This is a genomic window from Chryseobacterium aquifrigidense (genome assembly GCF_006716485.1).
Lineage (GTDB): Bacteria > Bacteroidota > Bacteroidia > Flavobacteriales > Weeksellaceae > Chryseobacterium > Chryseobacterium vietnamense.
Map to the genome: position 1 here is coordinate 426496 of NZ_VFPD01000002.1, position 21788 is coordinate 448283.

Below are 21788 nucleotides of genomic sequence, written 5' to 3' on the forward strand. Positions count from 1 at the left end.
TTTTAAATATAATTTTATTCTGGCGCGGCTCAGGGGTTTGGGTTGGGTTTTTTTGGGGGGGGGGGGGGGGCTTCCCCCCCGCCACCCCAGAAAAGAGCTCAAACATACCGCTCAATCAGGGCTATATCGATCGGAAATCTTTACTTTTGCACCCAAGGTCTAAAACGTAACAGGTTTTCAAAACCTGTTACGTTTACAAAGATGGCAGCGTACAATATCAGTCGAAAATCTTTACTTTTGCCGGATGTTAGAAATTCTTTATCGTGACGAGCATATTATTGCCATCAACAAACCCAGCGGATTACTGGTTCATAAATCTTTCTATGCCGGAGAAGCTGATACTTATGCTATTCAGGAGTTGAAGAAGCAGATTGGGCAAAAAGTATTTCCCGTACATCGTTTAGACCGGAAAACTTCGGGCGTTCTGCTGTTTACTTTAGATAAAGATACCCTGAGAGTCATGAGCGAACAGTTCGCATCACGTGAAGTGGAGAAGAAATATCTGGCCATTCTTCGTGGCTGGACAAAAGAAGAAGAAACCATTGATTATGATTTGGTTAATGAAAATGAAGTTACACAGAATGCGGTTACTTACTATCGCCGCTTGCAAACCTCAGAAATAGATTTACCTTTTTTAAAACATCAGACTTCGAGATATTCTTTGGTAGAAGCCATTCCTGAAACAGGAAGATTTCATCAGTTGAGAAAACATTTTAAACATATTCTCCATCCGATCTTAGGCTGTCGCAAACATGGTTGCAACAAACAAAATAAGCTGTGGCTTCAGACGTTTGATATCAACAAAATGACACTCCATGCCCATCAATTGATTTTTAATCATCCCATTTCTAACGAAAGAATTACAGTAAATGCCACTATAGATGAAGACTTCAAAAGAGTAGGGGATATTCTGAAATTCGATCTGAGTGCGTACTCTTCATTAAAACCTTAAGATTTTAAATATCCTTGACAAGGTTTTAAACCTTGACAGGGATGGTATTTATAATTATATCAAAAAAAGTATCCCATTCCATTTAACAGCTAAAGCAGATTTCTCTGTATCTGTTGTTTTTAACGCAATGTTCGCAAAGTTTAATTATGTATGCTTTTTATTTTCGATCGCAAAGGCACTTCGTTCAGCAAAGACTGATGTGCATACTCCGCTTAGTGAAACGCCCTTGCGAATCAAAATGTTTTCAGGATAATCATCTTTCTTTGCGGTCGCAGCGTTAAAAATCTCACTCATTTGCAGCGTACACAGATTGTGCCTATTGTTTTATCGCAATGTTTGCAAAGTTTATTGATAAATAATCTTTATTCCGATCGCAAAGGCACTCCGTTCAGCAAAGACTGATGTGCGTACTCCGCTTAGTGAAATGCCCTTGCGAACAAAATATATTCATGTTGATCAAACCTTTGCGATCATAGCGTTTAAAAATCCACTGATTTATTGCATATATAGTTATTTTTCCAGCTTATAGATGTTATATATCAGACATTTTGATAAAATATCATACATCAATCGAACATTAATTTTAAAATGAGTAATTTTGTAAAACTTTTTTTCAATGTACAAATCGCTCATTCGTCCGATTCTTTTCAAATTTGATCCTGAAGATGTTCATCACTTTACATTTTCAATGCTTAAGAATTTTGGATTTCTCACAAAATTATTTTTGCCAAAACCTATTGAAGACAAACGTCTGGAAAGAGAAGTTTTTGGATTAAAATTTAAAAATCCTGTAGGATTGGCTGCCGGCTTCGATAAAAATGCAGTTTTATTTAATGAATTGGCAGACCTGGGTTTCGGATTTGTAGAAATAGGAACAGTAACTCCGAGAGCGCAGGCCGGAAATCCCAGAAAAAGATTGTTTCGTTTGATTGAAGATGGCGGAATCATCAACAGAATGGGATTCAACAACGATGGTCTTGAAGCTGCTATTGAAAAGCTGAAATCCAATAAAGGAAAAATAATCATCGGTGGAAACATCGGAAAAAATACAGATACAACCCCGGAAAATTATACCCAGGATTATCTGGACTGTTTTGAAGGTCTTCATCCTCATGTAGATTACTTTGTACTGAATGTGAGCTGCCCGAATGTAGGAAGCCACGCCAAACTGGAAGATGTAGAATACCTGAGAGAGCTGATTACAGAAGTGAAAAAAATAAACCAGTCAAAATCTGTACAGAAACCTATATTATTAAAAATTGCACCAGATCTTAATAACAATCAGTTAGACGAAATCATTGACCTGATCGCAGAAACAAAGATTGATGGTATTGTAGTATCCAATACTTCAGTAAACAGAGAAGGTCTGAAAACCTCTCCGGAAGTTTTGGAACAGATCGGAAATGGTGGACTAAGCGGAAAACCTATCCGTGAGAGAAGTACAAAAATGATCAAATACCTTGCTGATAAAAGCAACAGAGCATTCCCAATCATTGGAGTTGGAGGAATCCACTCTGCTAAAGATGCGATGGAGAAGCTGGATGCAGGAGCTGTATTGGTTCAGTTGTACACGGGATTTATTTATGAAGGTCCGGAACTGATCAAAGAAATCAATCAGGAACTTCTGAAAAGAGCAAGCAGATTACCGAGATAAAAATAAAAAGAGAGTTCATTGGACTCTCTTTTTTATTTTGACTTTACTACGGATGCATTTTTAATATCTACAGTAATTGTATGGGCGGGAGTGCCTTCAGATTTCCCTATTTTGTAGGTAATCGTTTGTTTCTCTTTGGATTTCGTTTTGGTAACATCGTAAATATTTTCCCAGCAGCTTTCAATCAGGAATTCTTCATAATTTTTATAATTCCAGTCTTTTGTGAAATAAAGAACGCGATAGCCTTTTTCTCCTTCACTTGCCCCACACTGTCCGCAGGCATTAAAATTTGAAGTCTGTTCAAAATAAAGTAAAACCCTGTTTCCGTTTTCTCCTGAAGCATAGGAGATCAATTCATTTCCGCCTGCTTTATTGATGAAATCGTAGGTGTTAATCTTTTTATTATTTGGTAAGTACAGATAGTTGTTGAGGCGGTAGATCATAGCATTGCCTGTAAATAATGTTGCAGCCTGAACCTTTTTGCCAAGATAAAAATGGCCGGGAATCGGATTGTTTTTAAGAGCTGACTGATCAAATATGATAGATTCCTTTGGTAGTAATTTTTGAGCTATTTCATCAGTCTTTTCTACTTTCTGAAGAGAGGTGATCAGTCCCTTTAAAAGCCTGGCCTTTTGTTTCTGAAGGGTTCCAAAATTATACAGAGACAGATTTCCATAATAATCATATATTCCGGTAAGAAGGATTTTCTTTTTATACTTATCATAATAATACCATCCATCCACATAATGTTGGTATTGATCACAATCTACAATGCCTGTATAGCTAAGTTCAACAGTAATTGGTATTCCTCCGATTTCTCCGGTAAACGTCTGGGAAGAATCGGTTACTTTCTTTAATTCAACTTTTTGACTGAGGAAAAATGTAAGGAAAAAGCAAAAAAAGACACTGAAAGTTTTTTTCATGGTTGAGTTATCGTGGATTTTAGTTTTTTTAAATGAAGAAGTGAGCGATGGTGTAGATAATCAATCCTACCAGTCCGCCGACCAGCGTTCCGTTCACCCGGATAAACTGCAGGTCTTTTCCTACTTCCAGTTCCAGCTTTTCACTGAGTTCTTTTCCCTGCCAGTTTCCGACGGTAGTGCTGATGAGGTTCCCGAACTGATGGGTGTTTTTCAGAATATATTTATAGGCCGTTACCCGAACCCAATGATCAATTTTGTTCTGAAGGTTTTCATCAGTCTTTAAATTCTGGGCAAACTCATTCAGATTTTTAGTAAGATAGTTTTTCAAAGCCGAGTTTTCCTCCTGAAGTTCTTTCATCAGCGTTTTTTTAATGGAAACCCAGATGTCGTTGGAATATTCATCCAGTTTGTCATTTTTCAGAAGGCCGTTTTTGATGGTTTTAAACTCTTCATCCCATTTCGGATCTTCTTTCAGATCAATGGAGAATTCATGAATTTTCTGGGTAATTAATCCTCTTACTTCATGCTGGGGATCTTCTTCTATTTCTTTGAAAAAATCAGAAAGTCCGTCGGCAATTTTATCTGCAATTTTATTATCTACAAAAGAAGGAATAAATGTGTAACTGCCTTTTTTTACACGGTCTTTGATCATTTCATCGTTTTCAATGATGTATTCTTTGATCTGTTTAGAAAGATTGGTGATAATTCTCTGATGGTCATTTTTTTCAAGAATATAACCGATTCCGTTTCCAACCACTGTATTAAGCTTTATATCATCGGTCATTTCAGACACCTTTTTGCTGATAAACTGGCTTACCGTAGAATCATCCAGTTTATTAAGAATGTCAAGAACGATATCTGACAGGTTTTTAATCAAAATCTCCTGGCTCTTTTCCTTACCCAGCCATTCTCCTACAAAATTGGAAACTTTAAGTTTTTGGATATAAGGACGTATATTTTGAGGAGAAAGAAAGTTACCCACCACAAAACTTCCAAGGTTGTCTCCCAATCTCTGTTTACTGTTTTCAATCAGATTGGTATGAGGAATGGGAAGCCCGAGAGGATGACGGAATAATGCTGTTACAGCAAACCAGTCTGCTAGAGCACCTACCATAGCTGCTTCAGCAAAAGCCCGTACATAACCAATCCAATGAGAGTGATTAGACTTCTGTAAAATAGTGGTAACAATGAAAATAACTGCCATCAGGACAAATAATCCTGTAGCAAATGCTTTATATTTTCTGAGTTGTTTTCTTTTTGCTTCGTCATTCATATTCTCAAATTTAGTAAATTTGGTTATGAAACCATTCGTGGTTAAAGAATTAAAATTAATGTTGAAATTTTTAAATTCAATAACCATACTAATTATTCTGCAGGGATGTACGCAGAAATACCAACCCATTAAAACCCCTCCTATGGAAAATACAGAAGCAAAAAACAATCCATACTATTCCAGAACAGATACTACAAAACTTAATGTTTCCAATGAAGAATGGAAAAAACTCCTTGCTCCGGATCTATACGCAATTGCCAGAGAAGCCGCTACAGAAAGAGCCTTTACAGGAAAATATAACGAATTTGATGAGGTAGGAGAATATTATTGTGCCGTATGTGGAAATCATTTATTCCGTTCGACATCAAAATTTTCCAGCAGCTGTGGATGGCCGAGTTTCTTTGAAGCGGATAAAGAAGGTGTCTATTATGTAAGAGATCAGTCTTATGGAATGGATAGAGTAGAGGTTCTTTGCAAAAGATGCGATTCCCATCTGGGACACGTTTTCGACGATGGACCCAAGCCTACAGGATTGAGATATTGTATGAATTCTGTGAGCCTGGAATTTGTTCCGGATTCTCAAAAATAACCACTTTAATTCACAAAATCAGGAAGTTAAAGTTTCTTAAATAGCGTTAAACTTTTTAGAGTTATAACCCTTTGGTAATTATGTTTTTATAATTTTGCCCCACTAATTTGGATTTATATAGTATTGAATGAAAGGATTTTATAGTGTACTAGGCCTTGTTTACATGGTGACGACTTCATTCTACATTTCCCCTAAAGTGGTGGTGAAAAGTGAGAATGTAAAAACAACGAAAACTGAAAAAGTAGCTGAAACGAAATCTGAGAAGAACACCACAGCAGTGTCTTCATCAGAAGCATTGTACCAATCTATTGCATTTGACCCGGAACACGAACTGAACTATGAAGTGTTCTCAAAAGCATTGACTGGCTATGAAAATTTAAAAAAAGCAGGATTGCTTACCCAAGACTCGCATTTATTAACTATCTGCGATTTTTCTATGTCTTCTAACACAAAAAGACTTTGGATCATTGACCTTGAAGACAAAAAAGTTCTGTTCAACTCATTAGTAGCACACGGAAAAAATACCGGCGAAGAATTTGCGACGAATTTTTCTAATAAGGAAAGTTCGCTGCAGAGTAGCCTGGGATTTTATATCACGGATGCAACCTATCAGGGTGATAACGGATACTCTCTGAAGTTATTGGGAATGGATAAGGGCTTTAATGATGCTGCATACAGACGAGCAATTGTAATGCATGGTGCGGATTATGTAAGTGATGCATTTGCTGCGATGCACAAAAGAATTGGAAGAAGCTGGGGATGCCCTGCCGTCCCAAGAGAACTGACGCAGTCTATAATCAATACGATTAAAGGAAAAAACTGCCTGTTCATCTATTATCCTGATCAGAATTACCTTTCTTCCTCAGAATGGTTGAAAGCATAAGAGTAAAAGCAGTCATTTTTTTGACTGCTTTTTAATTTTTGGAGGGGAATTCTACAGTAAATACACTTCCTTTTGACACTTCAGAATCTATGGTCAGTTTTCCTTCGTGTATTTCTACAATTCTTTTTACAATGGAAAGACCTATTCCGTTTCCTTTTTCGAAACTTTTATTGGAACCGCGGTAAAAAAGATCAAAAATTCTTGAAAGATCTTTCTCTGAAATACCGATGCCATGATCAACAAAACGGATTTTTATATGTTCTGTTTTAGTTTCTATCTCAATATGACAGCTTTTGTCTGCCGAATATTTACAGGCATTCTCTATTAGGTTCGAAAAAGCAACCTGCAGCAGGTAAGGATTACCATAAAAATCATAATTGTTTTCATCATCATCTGAGGCATTGCTCATATAATTGATCCCGATTTTGAAGCCGGCATTTTTCTGCAGTAATGCAAGCTTAGCTTCTGCCAAAATCTCATCCAGGCGTAGATTGGTAAAACTGATCTGTGATACATCATAGCTGGCTCTGGCAAAATCCAACAAAGCAGATGACAACTCCGACGCGTCATTAGCATCCTGCAGGGCATTGTCAATAGAAAGCTTATAGTCATCCAAGGTAACGTTAAGTTCCTTGGCAAGCTCAAGTTCTGCAATTAAGGTAGAAAGAGGAGTCCGGAATTCATGAGAAATAGTGGTCACGAATTGCTTATGATTGTTGAAGGATTTTTCAAGCCTGTTGAAGGTAGAATTAAAAGTTTCCGTGAGTTCATAAATCTCATCTTTTGCCTTGGGAATATCCAGCCGTTTATTAAGGTTGTGCTCTGAAATATCACGGATCTGGAGAATAATATCCTTTAAAGGCTTAAGCGTATAATAGGAAAAAAGAAATCCTATAATAAAAATGATAACAATGGAGCTGATGTAGATGATGATAATATCTTTTTTAAACTCGGAGATATGGGCTTTTCCCGTAACATCTACTGCACTTCCGATGATATAATACTTTTCACCGTTGGATTGGAGCTGAATGGCAATATACTGACGGTCACCCTGCTGCCAGAATATTCTGTTTTTATCGGATCTTATCATTTTATCCAGATATTTTCCATTGCTTTTGAGAGGAGGAAGATCTGTAAAGGTAAGCTCTTTTTTACTGTTATAAACACTGATGTCTGCTTCATTCAGCAGTTTTTGGTTGCGCTGGTGAAGTTCACGGATTTTTGCATCACTGATTCTGGCATCAAATATAAATTCTGAACGCCAGATTACTTTGTATCCCAGCCGGTCATTGAATTCATCTTCCCTGTTTTTTTCAGAAACAAAATAAAGGACATAGGCAAACAAAAATAAAATGCCTGCCGTAAGGATGGAATATATGAGAGCTGTTCGGGTTGCTATTTTCATAATTGTGAAGCAAAAATAAATCCTACTCCGGGTTTGGTATGAATCAGTTTATGATCAAAATTTTTATCAATCTTTTTCCGTAAATAAGCAATATAAACATCAATATAATTCGTCCCGGTATCAAAATGATTTCCCCATACATTTTCTGCAATTTCTTCACGGGTAAGAATTCTTTCGGCATTGCTTACCAGAAATACCAGGAGTTTAAATTCTTTGGGAGTAAGTTCTATTTCCGCTCCGTTTCTGAAAACTCTGTTGAATTTCCTATCGATCTTCAGGTCATAATACTCCAGATCATTCAGATAAGCTTCTTTATTTTTATTTGATCTCCTCTGCAGAATAGCTTTGATTCTCACATAGAGTTCCCGGATCTCAAAAGGTTTCACCATATAGTCATCTGCTCCGGCATCAAATCCTTCAATTTTTTCATCAATCGTCCCAAGAGCAGTGAGCATGATAATGGGGATATCAGGATATTGCTGTTTGATCAGTTTGCACAGATCAATGCCACTCATTTTAGGAAGCATAATATCCGTAATGGCCAGATCAAATGTTATTTTATTCAGCAGAACAATCGCATCTTCTGCATCTTCCGAAATATATACCTGATATTGCTGGCTTTCCAGCCCTCTTTTCAAAAGACTTGAAACACGTGAATTATCTTCTACAATTAAAATTTTCATAAAGAAATACGATGAATAGTTGTGTTGGTTTTTCAAACGTTTTTTTTGATTTTAAAAGCCTGACTTTCATTTATTCCCAAAGCACTGTACAAAGGTATTTTATATTTTTCTTTTATCAGAAAACATTCACCCTTTTAATAGTTTTCTATAAGGTTTCTAATAGATTTCTAATACCTGCCGGGCTTTTAGCAATCTAATTTTGTCCCGTTGAAATCAACAAAAGATAAGAATAGAAAAATATGAAGACTACCTCTTTCAAAACAGCAATCGCGTTGTTTTCCTTATTGGGACTCATGGGGAAATTAGAAGCCCAGAAAAAAAATGATTTTAATAATCCCGGATTAACTCATTATTTCAATGAAGAACACTCACGATATATTTCTCTTAGCGGATATGCAGAATTGTGGGCCAGATATACCCAGCTTAATCCGGGAAGCCTTGTCAATAACGAAGCAAAGTCAGATCTGTCCGATCTTTCGCTTCGAAGAGTTCGTGTCAAAATGACTTATAAGCCCACCGAAAAGCTGATGTTTGTTTTGCAGGGAGGAACCACCAACGTGAATGTCAATGCAAAAGGAAGTAATTATTTTGACCTTCTGGATGCCTATGCTGAATATGCTTTTAATGATAAAATTGCTTTTGGTGCAGGACGTTCTACATGGCGCGGCCTCTCAAGATTTACTACAGGACCATTGAATACGCTTTTATACGACCTGCCGGCTTATGCAACCTCCAATGCAGGAACAACAGATTATACAGTGAGGGAATTGAGTGCCTATATTAAAGGGCAACTCGGAAAGTTTGATTACCGCCTGGTAGTAGCCGATCCTTATACCATGGCAACTTCTGATCCGAAACTGAATGTCGCTTCCTTTAGTAAAAACTCCCCCGGAAAAGACTTTTCAGGATATTTCAGATATGCTTTTTTAGATAAAGAGAATATTTCTACACCTTTTAATTCCGGAACGTATGTAGGAAAAAAGAATGTATTGAGTCTGGGTGCCGGATTTGATTACATTCACAATGCATTATGGCATCTGGATGCCGGTAAAAATACAGTGAATGATGATATGAAGAGTTTTGCGGTAGATTTATTTTACGATGCACCATTAAACAAAGAAAAAGGAACGTCAATAAGTGCGTATGGAATGGCAATGCATAACGACTATGGGCCTAATTATATCCGATATGTAGGAACCAATAATCCTGCTACCTCTGTAGATGTTACACAAGCAAGTCTGAATGGAGCAGGAAATGCAATGCCTGTTATCGGAACCGGGAATACCTATTATGTACAATTGGGAGGAACTCTGCCTTACCTGGATAAAGAAAAGAAAAACCTTCAGCTTCAGCCTGCTGTAGGAATGCAGCTGTCAGATCTGAAAGGGCTTCATGATAATGCTGTGATCTATGATGCAGGAATATCTCTGCTGATGAACGGAATGTCTTCGCGTTTAACCTTTGACGCTCAGAACAGACCTGTTTATACCAATGATCCCTCAAACAATGCTGTAGTTTCCGACCGGAAATGGCAGTTTGTCCTTAAATACAGAATAGATTTTAATTAAAATAAATGACAATGGAAAGAAGAAAATTTTTATTCCGCTCAGTCCAGGCTTCTGCCTTACTGCTGGTTTCAGGAAATATGTTTGCCTCTGCTTTACCTATGTTTAACCCTATAAAAAAGAAAAAAATGTACTTCCATTATTTGTTGTTCTGGCTTAGAAAAGATCTTTCGGAGTCTGAAGTAAAAGAATTTGAAATTTTTTTTGAAGGCCTTAAAAAGCTACCTTATCAGAAGAACCTCCGTTACGGAAAACCGGCAGCTTCCAGCCCGAGAAGTGTTTTAGACAGCACATTTACTTATAATGCTTCTATGGAGTTCGATAGCCTGGAAGAACTTGAAGCATATGGAAAACTTCCTGAGCATCTTGCTTTGGTTCAGAAATATAAACCATTCTTTGAAAGAATGCTGGTTTACGATACTGTTTATAATTAAAAATAAAAAATTAAATTTATAATGAAAAATATCATTAAGGGCTTAAGCCTTGTTTTAGTAGTAAGTACTGTAGGATTTATGAATGCACAACACAAAAACCATAAAAATGTAAGTGTCACTGCGGAAACCTCCACTGAGTTTATTCCTGCCATAAGACTAATCAACAATCCTGACGGATCATGTACTTTTGAGAAAGGGAAAATCCCTACTCTTAAACACATGAATACCACAACATTCTGGATGAGCAATAAAACGGAGGAGTGGGAAAAAAATGCCCATCCGGCTCCCAGAAGACAATATGTGATTACCATCAAAGGAAATATAAAATTTAAAGTGACGGATGGCTCCACCTTTATGATTAAACCGGGAGTAGTTCTTCTTGCTGAAGACCTTAAAGGAACCGGTCACAGCTGGGACATGGTGAAGAGCAAGGAGTGGGAGAGACTCTATATTCCGATTGCTGAAAATGCCGAGGATTTTTTTATCCCGGATGCTCAATAGTTACAAGTCAATCTCTTTATAAGGGGTATATAATTCGTTATATTTGAAGCAGTCAGTTTTGACTGCTTTTTTTCTTTTGAACAATTATTGTAGATATTCTTTAATAATAGTTCTTGCTTCCTCAATGCTATTGCTGATTCGGGCAACTATTTTTCCGTTTTCGTCAATGATAAAATGAAGAGGATAGCTTGTAGCATTCACTTTCTTCTGAAAGTCTTTATTGGTATCAAAAAAGTTTATCCAATCCGCATTATTTTTCTTTAAAATATTTCTGGCAACCTCCATTCTATTGGGTTTTTGCTCATCTGTAATTGTAATGAAGTTTACATTTTGACCTTTATATTCGTGATACAGATTCACAATTTCAGGCATACCTTTTATGCAAGGGGCGCAAGTCGTTGACCAATAATCAATAAAGGTTAATTTATAATTCTTAAAATCTTCCGAAGTCAGTTTATTCCCCTTGTCAAAATAAATGTCAGGTATTTTTTGTCCGACAGATGTAGATTGCTCTGCTTTTAAACGCGTTTCAACACCTTTGTATAGTTTGTTTTGTTTAAATTTTGCTGAAAATAAATTTAAGTTTTTCAGGTAGGCAGGGTGATAATCCTCCAGCGTATAATCATTCACAATCTCCCATAATGCAACATAAGAATTGGGGTTTTTCCTGATATATTCTCCTAAAAACTCCTGTTTCTTGTTCATATTGATCAGGCTGTCGCGTTGATCAGGATTTTTTGATTTTATATAAAACGGGTCCAATGATTTTTGTAGGGCTTTATATTCTTTGTTGGTAGGGGAATCTATATTCAGTTCTAAATTGTTAATGTTTTGAGGTAAGTCAATTTTATATTTCCCTTTTTCCAAGAAAAATATTTTTGTATTATACATCGGCTCACCTTTCTTTCCTATATAACCAAACGCTACAGGTTGAGGATATTCTGTAAAACCACTGACGATATTTTTCTTTTGAATCTTAAAATAATATATAGAATGTTTCATCCTGATCTTTTTTCCAAAATCAGAAATATTGTTACTGGTTTGTATTTTGAATGTATAAAGGTCTCCAAATCCGTTTCTGGTGGCTGGAGCTCCCAACATGAGGCTATCATTAATGTATGAATCTGAAGTGAGATCAATTTCAAAATTATTCTGAGAATAAAGAAAATTCGAAATAAGAATTAATAATGCATAGAAAAGTTTCTTCATAAAATATTTTGTGACGGAACGAACTTACAAAAACTTTTATATATAAAAAATCCCTGTGCTTTAAAAACACAAGGATTGTAGATATTTTCAGAATTTTATTCTTCTGACTAAGGATGTATGATTCAATTTCAGATATAAAAATCTGTCGTAAGTTTATGATAATTAAGAGAATTTCTTAAAAACAACAGTTGCATTATGTCCTCCGAATCCAAACGCATTACTCAACGCAAAATTGATATTTTTTTCTTTTGCTTCTCCAAAAACGATATTGATATCCTGAGGAATATTCTCATCAATCCTGTGAAGATTAATTGTTGGAGGAATAATTCCATTTTGAATAGCCTTGATTGAAAGGATAGCTTCTACCGCTCCGGCAGCACCCAATAAATGCCCGGTCATGGATTTTGTTGCACTGATATCAAGGTTTTTACTTCCTTTAAATGCTTTATTGATGGCTGTTAATTCAACCATATCTCCTAATGGAGTGGAAGTAGCATGAGGGTTAATATAATCAATGTCTTCCATATTAGCTCCTGCTTCTTTCACGGCCAGTTGCATTGCTTTGATGGCTCCTGCTCCTTCCGGATGAGGTGCTGTCATATGATAGGCATCTGCCGTCATGGCGGCTCCGGCTAATTCTGCATAAATTTTTGCTCCTCTGGCAACAGCGTGTTCGTATTCTTCAAGCACCAGTGCTCCTGCACCTTCACCCATTACAAAACCATCTCTGTCTGCATCATAGGGACGGCTCGCGGTAGCAAAGTCATCATTTCTTGTAGACATGGCTTTCATAATAGAGAATCCTCCGATGGATGCCGGAGTGATGGCAGCTTCGGAGCCTCCACTGATGATTACTTTGGCTTTCCCGAGACGGATATAGTTGAATGCATCCATCAATGCCGTATTTCCCGTAGCACAGGCAGAAACCGTAGTATAATTGATGCCCTGAAGTCCATACTTCATAGAAATCATTCCCGAAGCCATATTGGCAATAAACTTGGGCACAAAGAAAGGATTGAAACGTGGTGTACCATCGCCTGCTGCGAAATCCATCACTTCTTTTTCAAAAGTCCACATACCGCCCTGTCCTGTTCCCCAGATAACTCCGGTATCAAAAGGATCCATTTTTTCAAGTTCCAGGCCGGAATCCTGAATGGCTTCTGAGGACGCATACATAGCATATTGTGTAAACAGATCGCTTCTCTTGATTTCGTTATGATTCAGATATACTTTTGGATCAAAGTCTTTTACCTCACAGGCAAAATGTACTTTAAATTTTTCTGTATCGAAATGGGTAATGAGTCCTGCTCCGCTGACTCCTTTAATACTGTTTTGCCAAAATTCTTCGACATTATTTCCCAAAGGCGTCACTGCGCCCAGACCTGTAATGAGAACTCTCTTCATACTTAGTTATTGATTTTGAATAAATTCGAGGTTCCTCTTGCGATCAATCGTGTTTTGTCTGCGTTCCATATCTCGCATTGTGCATTTACGAATTGCTTACCTCTTTTAATGATTTTAGTTTCGGCTACAATATTATCATTTTCTTTTGCAGTTGAAAAATAATCGATGACATTATTTATCGTGGTAATGAAAGAATTTTCATTTAAAGAAAACATAGTAGCGCCAATGATATCGTCTATAATGGCAGCGGTAACTCCACCGTGAAGGTTTCCGACAGGGTTCAGCCATTCCGGTCTTATGGTATATTGAAATTCCAGCTGACCTTCTTCTGCAGAAAGAACAACAGGATTGAGCCATTTCATAAAAGGAGAAGGTGACTGGTCAAATTCTTTTCCGATGAATTGTTTTAATTGTGCTAATCTATCCATACGCGAGTTTTTATTTTTCTAAAATCATTGTTACTCCCTGTCCACGGGCTGCGCAAATGGATATAAATCCTTTTCCACTGCCTTTTTCATGAAGTAATTTTGCCAGGGTTGCAATAATTCTTCCTCCGGTCGCTGCAAAAGGATGGGCTGCTGCAAGGCTTCCTCCTTTTACATTCAGCTTGTTCCTGTCTATTTTTCCCAGGGCTTTTTCCAATCCGAATTTTTTGGCCAGCTCATCATTTTCCCAGATTTTTATGGTGGCTAAAACCTGTGCTGCAAAAGCTTCATGGATTTCGTAGTAATCAAAATCTGAGAGATTCATCCCCGCTTTTTTAAGCATTCTTTCTGCAGCAAAAACGGGTGCTAAAAGTAAATCCTGTTTATTTTCAACATATTCTATTCCCGCAAGTTCTGAAAAACTGATATAAGCTAAAACAGGAAGATTATTGGCTTTTGCCCATTCTTCACTGGCCAGCAAAACTGCTGAAGCACCATCCGTAAATGGAGTTGAATTTCCTGCCGTTAAAGTTCCGTTTTGCTTATCAAAAGCAGGTCTTAGCTGTGAAAGCTTTTCAATGCTGCTGTCACGTCTTAAGTTGTTATCCTTATCCAAACCAAAAGCTGGAGTCATCATATCATCAAAGAAGCCTTCATCATACGCTTTTGCCATGTTCTGATGACTTTTTAAGGCTAATTCATCCTGTTCTTCTCTTGGTATGTTGTAATATTGGGCTGTGATTTCTGTATGCTCACCCATTACAAGGCCCGTTTTGGGTTCCTGTCCTTTATAAGGAATAGGCATCCAGTCTTTCAGTTTCGGGCTTAACAGTTGTTTTATTTTTCCAAACGCAGTTTTCTCTTTGTTAGCTTTTAATAGGGCTTTTCTTAATCTTGGTGATGATTCAAACGGGATATTGCTCATGGCTTCCACTCCGCAGGCAATACCACAATCTATCTGCCCCAGGGCAATTTTATTTCCGATATAAATAGCTGCCTCAATTCCTGTATCACATGCCTGTTGAAGGTCGCATGCAGGAGTTGCAGGATCAAGAGTTGTATTCATCACGGTTTCCCTGACGAGGTTGCTTTCAGAGATGTGCTTGATAACAGCACCTCCGGCCACTTCTCCGAGCCTTTTTCCTTTAAGGTGATAACGATCTATCAATCCGTTCAGAGATGCGAGCAGCAAATCCTGGTTTCCCTGTTCTGAATAAGCAGTATTCATTCTGGCGAAAGGAATTCTGTTGTATCCTACGATAGCCACTTTTTTTGTTTCCATATTGTATAATTTATGATGGAAGAATATTGAGTTCATGATCAATCATGTGGGCAATTTTGTCTAAAGCATGGTTTAGAAAACTTTGATCACCCATTGTTTTTGAGAGCAGGATTCCGCCTTCAATAAGCATAATAAATAAGGAGGCATATTGCTCAGTATTGATTTTTTTATCAATTTCCCCATTCTTTTGTCCCTCCAGAATAGTGGCTGATATTTTGACCATCCATTGCTCAAAGGATCTTTTAACCTGAGTTTTTAAAGCCGGGAAAGAATCATCTGCTTCTGTTGCAGCATTCATTATCGGACATCCGCCATTGGAAAATACAAACTTCCAGTTTTTTCGGTAAAACGCTACAAAAGCATGAAGCTTATCCACGGATGTAGGATATTCTTCACCAAAAGAACGACTGAGGGTTTTGCTCAATAGTCCGGCATTGTATTTATAGACTTCAATCGCTACTTCATCTTTGTTTTCAAAATTTCCGTAGATACTGCCTTTTGTCAGTCCTGTTGCCTGGGTAATGTCTGACAGCGATGTGGAAATGTAACCCTTTGTATTAAAAAGCGTTGCTGTTTTCTCAATGATATGCTGTTTTGTTTTTTCTGCCTTCGACATTATTAATGATTAAATATATGCAAATATACAAAAATATACCATTCGGTATATTTTATTGAAGGAGAATAATTAATTTGAATGTTTTGGGTTTAAGTTTTGGCTAAAGCCAATGGAATTATTTTAAAAAAGAAAACGGGCTAAAGCCCGTTCCTATTGATATAAATGCTTTGAATTTTAATTTTCCAAAGTAGCATTCAATGTAATTTCAAAGTTGAATGCTGCACTTACCGGGCACCCTTCTTCAGCAATTTTAGCGAATTTCTGGAATTCTTCTTCTGAGATTCCCGGAACTTTAGCCGTAAGAGTCAGTTCAGATTTTGTAATCTTTCCGATATTAGGGTCAAGAGTGATTACAGAAGTTGTTTTTAATTCTTCAGGATTGTAGCCTGCCTGAGATAATTCTGCATCCAGTTTCATTGTGAAGCATCCTGCATGAGCTGCTGCCAGTAATTCTTCAGGATTTGTCCCAACACCATCTGCAAAACGGCTGTTGAAAGAATATTGAGTCTGGTTTAAAGTTGTACTCTGAGTAGTTAAATGTCCTTTTCCTTCTTTAATAGTACCGTTCCAAACGGCTGTTGCGTTACGTCTCATAATGTTTGTTTTTGTATTTAGTAATGTTGTTTGATTTTGATGTTACAAAGGTAGGTCTGTGAACGGGTGTATTCAATAGATAAAATGACTTAAATATTGTACTTTTTTCCCGTGATGTAATTTTTTTTAAAATTTATCGGTGTGCTTCCGGTTTTATTCGTGAAAAGGCGGTTGAAATAGGCGGGATCTTCATAACCCAGATCATAAGCAATTTCTTTTACAGGTTTATCTGTATAGAATAGTAATCTTTTTGCTTCTAATAAAATTCTGTTAATGATAAACTGATTGGGAGAGTCCAGATTTAAATTTTTAAATTTATGAGTTAAAGTCTTTGGAGCCATGTGAAGCAGTTCTGCATACTCTGCAACATTGTGTTTTTCCCTGAAATGAATTTCAAGGTGTCTGCTGAAATCCCTGAAAATATCAAGTTCGCTGCCAGGAATTCTGATGGTATCATTATCCAGATTTTGTTTCTTCCATTGGCGGGTAGCGCGGATAATGATCTGTTTCACATAGGTTCTTATCATTTCCTCTGCAGAAGAATCTTTCCCTTCAAGTTCATCCTGAATATTCTGAAATAAACTTTTTATAAGAGACGTTTCTAAATCATCAAGTTCTACAAAAGGAATTTCAAATATGTTATGAAAGAGAAGGCCGTCACAAGCCACTTCCTTATCATGGATCTGAATACAGTAAAAATCACGGTTGTAGAAAAGAAGAATAGATTCATCTTTTCCCTTTTGAATGCTCAAATGCTGGTTGGTGAGGAAGAAAAGTGAAGGCTTATTGGTCTTATAATGATTAAAATCTACCGTAAGTTCGTATCCTGAAGGAATAAAAAATACTTTAATATCTGTAGAGAACCGTTTTCCATTAAAATTCTCCAGATTTTCTCCTGAAAATACTTCCAGTCCGAGTCTTTTATAATGATCTTCAAAAATAAGCTGTTGCGGCATACTTTAACTTTAGTTTAAAGATACAAAAAAGCAGGATTTGAACTGTATTAAATTATTGAAACCAACATTTCTGATGTCTGACATATAAAATTGGAATAAAATAAATCGGAAATATGTTTTTACATTGATATTATTTTATCATTTTTACAAAGATTTGTATTGTGACCTAATCGTATTAACCTTTTTTCATAGCTGCCTGTATGAGCGAATTAGAAAATATTCTGAGAGAAATAACTCCACTATCTCCTGAAGATAGTTTTCTCGTGTTTGACAGGATCAAAGCATCTTTCGACTTTCCGTATCACTATCATCCCGAAATTGAAATCAACTTTATCTACAAAGGGAAAGGATACCGTAGAATGATAGGAGATCATACCGGAGAGATCGGAAATATAGAATTGGTACTGGTAGGCCCCAATTTACCGCACTGCTGGGCGAATTATAAATGTAAGAACAGAAAGACCCACGAAATTACCATACAATTCAATCAGGACTTCTTCCATCAGTCACTAATGGAAAAAAATATTCTGAAACCTATCAATAATCTGATGAAAGACTCCATTAGAGGGATTCTTTTTTCAACAGAAACGGCTGAGAAACTAAAAGATTCGTTTCTCAATTTGTCAAAGATGAACAGCTTTGAATCCTTCATAGAAATTATGAAGATTCTGAATGAATTGGCTGTAGCAGAAAATAAAACTCTTTTGTCTTCATATAGTATTGAGCTTGAGTCTTTTGCAGATAACGACAAAATGAAGGTTGTTCATGATTTTGTACACAAAAATTTTGAAAATAAAATAACGCTGGATAATGTAGCATCATTGGTGAATATGAGCAATGTGACATTTAACAGATTTATCAAAAAAAGAACAGGGAAAACATTTGTTAATTATCTTAATGAGATCCGAATCAGTTATGCTGCACGCTGGTTGATGGAAAAGAATCTTACAGTCTTTGAAATTGCTTTTGAAGCCGGGTTTAATAATATTGCGAACTTCAATAAAGTATTTAAGTCCATTAAAAAGACAACTCCAACCGAATTTAAGGAGCAATTTAAAGGAGTTAAAAAGATTGAATAATACGTATCAAAAATTTATATTTTTCTTTTTTATATCCTATCTGACGCCCTGTAATTCCGTCCAGAAATCTACTTTTATTTTGTTAAAATACCCGAATAAATCCCCTTTTTTTAATTGTTTGGGAAGTGTTGTATTTTGCTGATATTTAAAGTGTTAATAGCTTTTAATTTTGATTGCTGAAAAAATAATATCGTTTTATGATAAAATAGTATTATATCAGACTGACTACAAAATTTAGATTTGTGAATGTGAATTAAATCTTAACAAAACTTTAAATTATTTAATACATAAACGGCAAAATTTTGCTGAAAAAACAATAATTTTTTTTGTATTAAAAAATAAAGTAATGTCATTGATTCTCAATTAAATCTAACGAATCTATACCTTATGAGAAAAGCAGTTATACCCGTTCTGTTCGTTTTTTCACTTACTGCGAATGCACAGGAGAAAAAAGCGGCCGACACTACGAAGACAACCAGTATTGAGGAGGTCGTGGTCACCTCTTTGGGGATTAAAAGGCAGGCCCGCTCTTTAACCTATTCCAGTCAGCAGATTGGTGGGGATGAGCTTACGGAAGTGAAAACTCCCAATCTATTAAATTCAATTAATGGAAAAGTATCCAACGTACAGATCAACAGAACCAATGGTGTAGGTAGCTCAGTAAGGGTAGTCATGAGAGGAGATAAGTCTGTCAACAGTGCACAACCACTGTATGTAATTGATGGAATCCCAATCATCAATGGAACTGGAAAATCAGCAGATATCGGACAGTATTCCAATATGCCGGATCCGGGAGATGTACTGAGCTCCATCAATCCTGATGATATTGAAAGCATCAACTTCCTGAAAGGAGCATCTGCATCTGCACTGTATGGTTCTGCCGGAGGTAACGGAGCTATTTTGATTACGACTAAAAAAGGACGTGCCGGGAAAAGTTCAATTACTTACAGCTCAAGTCTTACCGTAGACAGAGCATACAGTCTTCCAAAACTGCAACATAGTTATTTATCTTATGACCCATCTGTATCAGGCTCACAACCTGGACAGGCTGTAGACAGCTGGGGTGCAAAAGGTTCTTCCAAGGATTATCTTAAAGATTTTCTGCAGACAGGAACGACATGGGTAAACAGTTTGTCTTTCCAGTCAGGAAATGAAAAATCAACAAGCTATTTCTCTATTGGGAATACCACCAACAAAGGAGTAGTTCCTATGTCTTATTTTGATCAGTATAATGTGTCTTTCAGAAATTCAAGTAAGTTTTTGGATGATAAACTGACATTAGATGCCAACTTCATAGGTTCATTACAGGAAAGTAAAAACAGACAAACTCCCGGAGCATCTTTCTCTCCTTTGACAAGTTTGTATTGGTTGCCAAGAGGAGTCGATTTTGATCAGTATGGTCCAGATAATTATTCTTACTTAAATAAAGAAAGATTTTTACCTGCTCAAAACTGGTGGGAGGTTAATCCGGATGGAAGTTTTAAAGGAAATCCACCAACACAGAACCCTTATTGGATTTTAAACCGTAATCCGGTTACTGTAAGCAATAAAAATACCTATGGAGCGCTTTCACTATCTTACCAGATTAATCCCTGGTTAACAGCAAGAGTAAGAGGGAATTATAGCTGGAATATTTCAGACAGTCAGCGTGATATTGCTGCTTTTTCAGCACCTACTTTACTGGCTGTTAAGGAAGGAATTAATGGAAGAATGCTTAAAAACACCTATGAAAACACTTCTACATACGGAGACGTGTTGCTTATCGGTAGTCCTAAAATAAGTGAATCTTTCTCTTTAGATTTTACGTTAGGAGGAAGTATCAATACCACAAGAAATAAAATAGGACAAATTGATAATGCTTATCTGACAAACCCTAACCTTTTCACTGTAAGTAATCTTGAATGGGGTAAAAAAAGATCCCCTGGTGATGGATATCATAATATTTATACCAATATGAAGAAGCAGGTGCAATCTGTATTTGCCAGTGCTACAGTAGGGTATAAAAATATGTTTTATGTGGACATGACTTTTAGAAATGACTGGGATTCCAGTTTGGCCTTAACCGGAAGAACAGGATTTGATTATGAATCTGTAGGGGCTAATGCTGTATTATCATCTGTTTTCAAACTGCCGGAAGTTATTAGTTTCTGGAAAGTAAGAGGATCTTATGCAACGGTAGGATTAGGATTACCTACCAATATCTCCAATGCAATGATTGAATATAATAAAGGATATACCGTTGGCGTAGATGCGGGAACGCTTGTGTTTCCAAAAAGTTCATTCATTACTGATCCCAAGTATAAGGAACTGTTTCCGAAACCTGAATTTAATAAAACTTTTGAAGTTGGAACAGAGCTAAGGATGTTCAGCAACAAATTAAGTTTTGATATTACTTACTACAACTCCAATACGAGCAATCAATTGTTAGAAACAAAAATCGATTCTTATTTTGGAGGGATAGCTCCTGGGTCATATTATATTAATGCAGGGAAAATCCGAAATACAGGTTTTGAATCTTCATTATCCTATAAGGTTTTCAGTTCAGAAAAATTTGGATGGACAACTACATTAAATGCTTCTGCCAACAAAAACAAAATTGTTGAATTGTTCCCATCAAGTTTACCAATATCAGAAAACCAACTTTTCTCATTAACAGGAGGAGGGGAATATACAAAACTGAAATTGGGAGGATCTTTCGGTGATCTTTACGGAATTAAGTTTAAAAGAGACGATCAGGGACGGATTTTAGTGAATGAGAAAGGAATCCCATTAGCAGAAGGTACTCCTTCTTATCTTGGTAATCCGAACCCTAAATTTATTATGGGATTCAATAACTCCTTTAACATTGGTAAGCTTGGAATATCTTTCCTTATTGATGGTAAATTTGGAGGGAAGGTACTTTCCCTTACAGAAAAAGCAAATGATATCTATGGGGTAACTCAGTCTACAGCTGATGCAAGAGATGCAGGTGGTGTATCTATCCCAAATGCAGTGTATGCACCTGGAACTCCAAATGCAGGACAGGCTTACACAGGTTTAACCAATGCAAAAGATTATTATAAAGCAGTAGGAACAACAGAAGGGTTTGGAAAAGGTATTGATGAAGCTTATCTGTATAGCGCAACAACAATACGTTTACGCCAGGCTTCCATTTCATATACTTTTGATATTCAATCCAAATATATGAGAAATGCAACGGTAAGCTTAGTAGGAACCAACTTATTTTTCTTCTACAAAAAAGCACCGTTTGATCCTGAACAGGTATCAGGAAATACACCTGGTGGAGTGGGGGTAGATTCATTCGGATTACCGGTTACCCGATCTATTGGATTATCATTAAAAGCTAACTTCTAACTTTTAC

20 protein-coding genes are annotated in these 21788 nt (G+C 36.6%); 9 read left to right on the forward strand and 11 right to left on the reverse strand.

Annotated elements, in window-relative coordinates:
- Nucleotides 1-244 precede the first annotated feature (244 nt).
- Nucleotides 245-952, forward strand: coding sequence for a pseudouridine synthase (locus FB551_RS17025; protein WP_142018348.1), 708 nt, complete (start codon nt 245-247; stop codon nt 950-952).
- 616 nt (nt 953-1568) lie between these two features.
- Nucleotides 1569-2606 carry a quinone-dependent dihydroorotate dehydrogenase gene (locus FB551_RS17030; protein WP_142018349.1) on the forward strand — a complete coding sequence of 346 codons (1038 nt, stop codon included), beginning with the start codon at nt 1569-1571 and terminating at the stop codon, nt 2604-2606.
- Nucleotides 2607-2638: 32 nt separating this feature from the next.
- On the opposite strand, the gene FB551_RS17035 is transcribed toward FB551_RS17030, so the two are convergent.
- Both FB551_RS17035 and FB551_RS17040 read right to left on the reverse strand, forming a co-directional pair.
- On the reverse strand, nt 2639-3529 hold the full coding sequence (locus FB551_RS17035; RefSeq protein ID WP_142018350.1) for a hypothetical protein: 891 nt from the start codon (nt 3527-3529) through the stop codon (nt 2639-2641).
- A 28-nt stretch (nt 3530-3557) separates the two neighbouring features.
- A complete protein-coding gene (locus FB551_RS17040; RefSeq protein ID WP_142018351.1) occupies nt 3558-4802 on the reverse strand; it encodes a DUF445 domain-containing protein in 1245 nt (414 codons plus the stop codon).
- Between the two features lie 142 nt (nt 4803-4944).
- Between FB551_RS17040 and msrB the strand changes: the two genes are divergently transcribed.
- Nucleotides 4945-5391, forward strand: a complete 447-nt coding sequence (msrB, locus tag FB551_RS17045; RefSeq protein WP_185097520.1) for a peptide-methionine (R)-S-oxide reductase MsrB — start codon at nt 4945-4947, stop codon at nt 5389-5391.
- 127 nt (nt 5392-5518) lie between these two features.
- The gene (locus tag FB551_RS17050; RefSeq protein WP_047427105.1) at nt 5519-6274 is read left to right on the forward strand and encodes a murein L,D-transpeptidase catalytic domain family protein; all 756 of its coding nucleotides are present in this window, start codon (nt 5519-5521) and stop codon (nt 6272-6274) included.
- A 31-nt stretch (nt 6275-6305) separates the two neighbouring features.
- Here FB551_RS17050 and FB551_RS17055 read toward each other — a convergent pair whose 3' ends face one another.
- Complete coding sequence (locus FB551_RS17055; protein ID WP_047427108.1) at nt 6306-7679, reverse strand: HAMP domain-containing sensor histidine kinase; 1374 nt, start codon at nt 7677-7679, stop codon at nt 6306-6308.
- Nucleotides 7676-8362 carry a response regulator transcription factor gene (locus tag FB551_RS17060; RefSeq protein WP_047427110.1) on the reverse strand — a complete coding sequence of 229 codons (687 nt, stop codon included), beginning with the start codon at nt 8360-8362 and terminating at the stop codon, nt 7676-7678. Before FB551_RS17060 ends, FB551_RS17055 begins: the two co-directional genes overlap by 4 nt.
- 239 nt (nt 8363-8601) lie before the next feature.
- On the opposite strand from FB551_RS17060, the gene FB551_RS17065 reads away from it, so the two are divergent.
- From FB551_RS17065 to FB551_RS17075, 3 genes are read left to right on the forward strand one after another with little or no spacing between them, the layout of a single operon-like run.
- Nucleotides 8602-9930 carry a porin gene (locus FB551_RS17065; protein ID WP_142018353.1) on the forward strand — a complete coding sequence of 443 codons (1329 nt, stop codon included), beginning with the start codon at nt 8602-8604 and terminating at the stop codon, nt 9928-9930.
- An 11-nt stretch (nt 9931-9941) separates the two neighbouring features.
- Entirely contained in the window at nt 9942-10361 is a 420-nt protein-coding gene (locus tag FB551_RS17070) for a Dabb family protein (RefSeq protein WP_167497888.1), read from the forward strand.
- Between the two features lie 21 nt (nt 10362-10382).
- The gene (locus FB551_RS17075) at nt 10383-10862 is read left to right on the forward strand and encodes a cupin domain-containing protein (protein WP_082001894.1); all 480 of its coding nucleotides are present in this window, start codon (nt 10383-10385) and stop codon (nt 10860-10862) included.
- A gap of 84 nt (nt 10863-10946) precedes the next feature.
- Here FB551_RS17075 and FB551_RS17080 read toward each other — a convergent pair whose 3' ends face one another.
- From FB551_RS17080 to FB551_RS17110, 7 genes are all read right to left on the reverse strand, one after another.
- Nucleotides 10947-12071: a TlpA family protein disulfide reductase gene (locus FB551_RS17080; protein ID WP_142018355.1), complete on the reverse strand. Its 1125-nt coding sequence runs from the start codon at nt 12069-12071 to the stop codon at nt 10947-10949.
- Nucleotides 12072-12233: 162 nt separating this feature from the next.
- Nucleotides 12234-13475, reverse strand: coding sequence for a beta-ketoacyl-ACP synthase II (gene fabF, locus FB551_RS17085; RefSeq protein WP_142018356.1), 1242 nt, complete (start codon nt 13473-13475; stop codon nt 12234-12236).
- 2 nt (nt 13476-13477) lie between these two features.
- Nucleotides 13478-13903 (reverse strand): PaaI family thioesterase, encoded by a 426-nt coding sequence (locus tag FB551_RS17090; RefSeq protein WP_047427123.1) that lies wholly within the window; start codon nt 13901-13903, stop codon nt 13478-13480.
- A gap of 10 nt (nt 13904-13913) precedes the next feature.
- The gene (locus tag FB551_RS17095; RefSeq protein WP_142018357.1) at nt 13914-15182 is read right to left on the reverse strand and encodes an acetyl-CoA C-acetyltransferase; all 1269 of its coding nucleotides are present in this window, start codon (nt 15180-15182) and stop codon (nt 13914-13916) included.
- A 10-nt stretch (nt 15183-15192) separates the two neighbouring features.
- Nucleotides 15193-15798, reverse strand: a complete 606-nt coding sequence (locus FB551_RS17100) for a TetR/AcrR family transcriptional regulator (RefSeq protein WP_142018358.1) — start codon at nt 15796-15798, stop codon at nt 15193-15195.
- A 174-nt stretch (nt 15799-15972) separates the two neighbouring features.
- Nucleotides 15973-16392, reverse strand: coding sequence for an OsmC family protein (locus FB551_RS17105; RefSeq protein ID WP_002982623.1), 420 nt, complete (start codon nt 16390-16392; stop codon nt 15973-15975).
- Nucleotides 16393-16481: 89 nt separating this feature from the next.
- Nucleotides 16482-17348 carry a helix-turn-helix domain-containing protein gene (locus FB551_RS17110; RefSeq protein WP_142018359.1) on the reverse strand — a complete coding sequence of 289 codons (867 nt, stop codon included), beginning with the start codon at nt 17346-17348 and terminating at the stop codon, nt 16482-16484.
- Nucleotides 17349-17548: 200 nt separating this feature from the next.
- Between FB551_RS17110 and FB551_RS17115 the strand changes: the two genes are divergently transcribed.
- Nucleotides 17549-18427: an AraC family transcriptional regulator gene (locus FB551_RS17115; RefSeq protein ID WP_142018360.1), complete on the forward strand. Its 879-nt coding sequence runs from the start codon at nt 17549-17551 to the stop codon at nt 18425-18427.
- 387 nt (nt 18428-18814) lie between these two features.
- Entirely contained in the window at nt 18815-21781 is a 2967-nt protein-coding gene (locus tag FB551_RS17120; protein ID WP_142018361.1) for a SusC/RagA family TonB-linked outer membrane protein, read from the forward strand.
- Nucleotides 21782-21788: the final 7 nt, after the last annotated feature.

Bases quoted from the DNA above. Each gene is read 5' to 3' on its own strand.
- FB551_RS17025 (WP_142018348.1), top strand. From the start codon at position 245: ATGTTAGAAATTCTTTATCGTGACGAGCATATTATTGCCATCAACAAA.
- FB551_RS17030 (WP_142018349.1), top strand. From the start codon at position 1,569: ATGTACAAATCGCTCATTCGTCCGATTCTTTTCAAATTTGATCCTGAA.
- FB551_RS17035 (WP_142018350.1), bottom strand. From the start codon at position 3,529: ATGAAAAAAACTTTCAGTGTCTTTTTTTGCTTTTTCCTTACATTTTTC.
- FB551_RS17040 (WP_142018351.1), bottom strand. From the start codon at position 4,802: ATGAATGACGAAGCAAAAAGAAAACAACTCAGAAAATATAAAGCATTT.
- msrB (WP_185097520.1), top strand. From the start codon at position 4,945: ATGGAAAATACAGAAGCAAAAAACAATCCATACTATTCCAGAACAGAT.
- FB551_RS17050 (WP_047427105.1), top strand. From the start codon at position 5,519: ATGAAAGGATTTTATAGTGTACTAGGCCTTGTTTACATGGTGACGACT.
- FB551_RS17055 (WP_047427108.1), bottom strand. From the start codon at position 7,679: ATGAAAATAGCAACCCGAACAGCTCTCATATATTCCATCCTTACGGCA.
- FB551_RS17060 (WP_047427110.1), bottom strand. From the start codon at position 8,362: ATGAAAATTTTAATTGTAGAAGATAATTCACGTGTTTCAAGTCTTTTG.
- FB551_RS17065 (WP_142018353.1), top strand. From the start codon at position 8,602: ATGAAGACTACCTCTTTCAAAACAGCAATCGCGTTGTTTTCCTTATTG.
- FB551_RS17070 (WP_167497888.1), top strand. From the start codon at position 9,942: ATGGAAAGAAGAAAATTTTTATTCCGCTCAGTCCAGGCTTCTGCCTTA.
- FB551_RS17075 (WP_082001894.1), top strand. From the start codon at position 10,383: ATGAAAAATATCATTAAGGGCTTAAGCCTTGTTTTAGTAGTAAGTACT.
- FB551_RS17080 (WP_142018355.1), bottom strand. From the start codon at position 12,071: ATGAAGAAACTTTTCTATGCATTATTAATTCTTATTTCGAATTTTCTT.
- fabF (WP_142018356.1), bottom strand. From the start codon at position 13,475: ATGAAGAGAGTTCTCATTACAGGTCTGGGCGCAGTGACGCCTTTGGGA.
- FB551_RS17090 (WP_047427123.1), bottom strand. From the start codon at position 13,903: ATGGATAGATTAGCACAATTAAAACAATTCATCGGAAAAGAATTTGAC.
- FB551_RS17095 (WP_142018357.1), bottom strand. From the start codon at position 15,182: ATGGAAACAAAAAAAGTGGCTATCGTAGGATACAACAGAATTCCTTTC.
- FB551_RS17100 (WP_142018358.1), bottom strand. From the start codon at position 15,798: ATGTCGAAGGCAGAAAAAACAAAACAGCATATCATTGAGAAAACAGCA.
- FB551_RS17105 (WP_002982623.1), bottom strand. From the start codon at position 16,392: ATGAGACGTAACGCAACAGCCGTTTGGAACGGTACTATTAAAGAAGGA.
- FB551_RS17110 (WP_142018359.1), bottom strand. From the start codon at position 17,348: ATGCCGCAACAGCTTATTTTTGAAGATCATTATAAAAGACTCGGACTG.
- FB551_RS17115 (WP_142018360.1), top strand. From the start codon at position 17,549: ATGAGCGAATTAGAAAATATTCTGAGAGAAATAACTCCACTATCTCCT.
- FB551_RS17120 (WP_142018361.1), top strand. From the start codon at position 18,815: ATGAGAAAAGCAGTTATACCCGTTCTGTTCGTTTTTTCACTTACTGCG.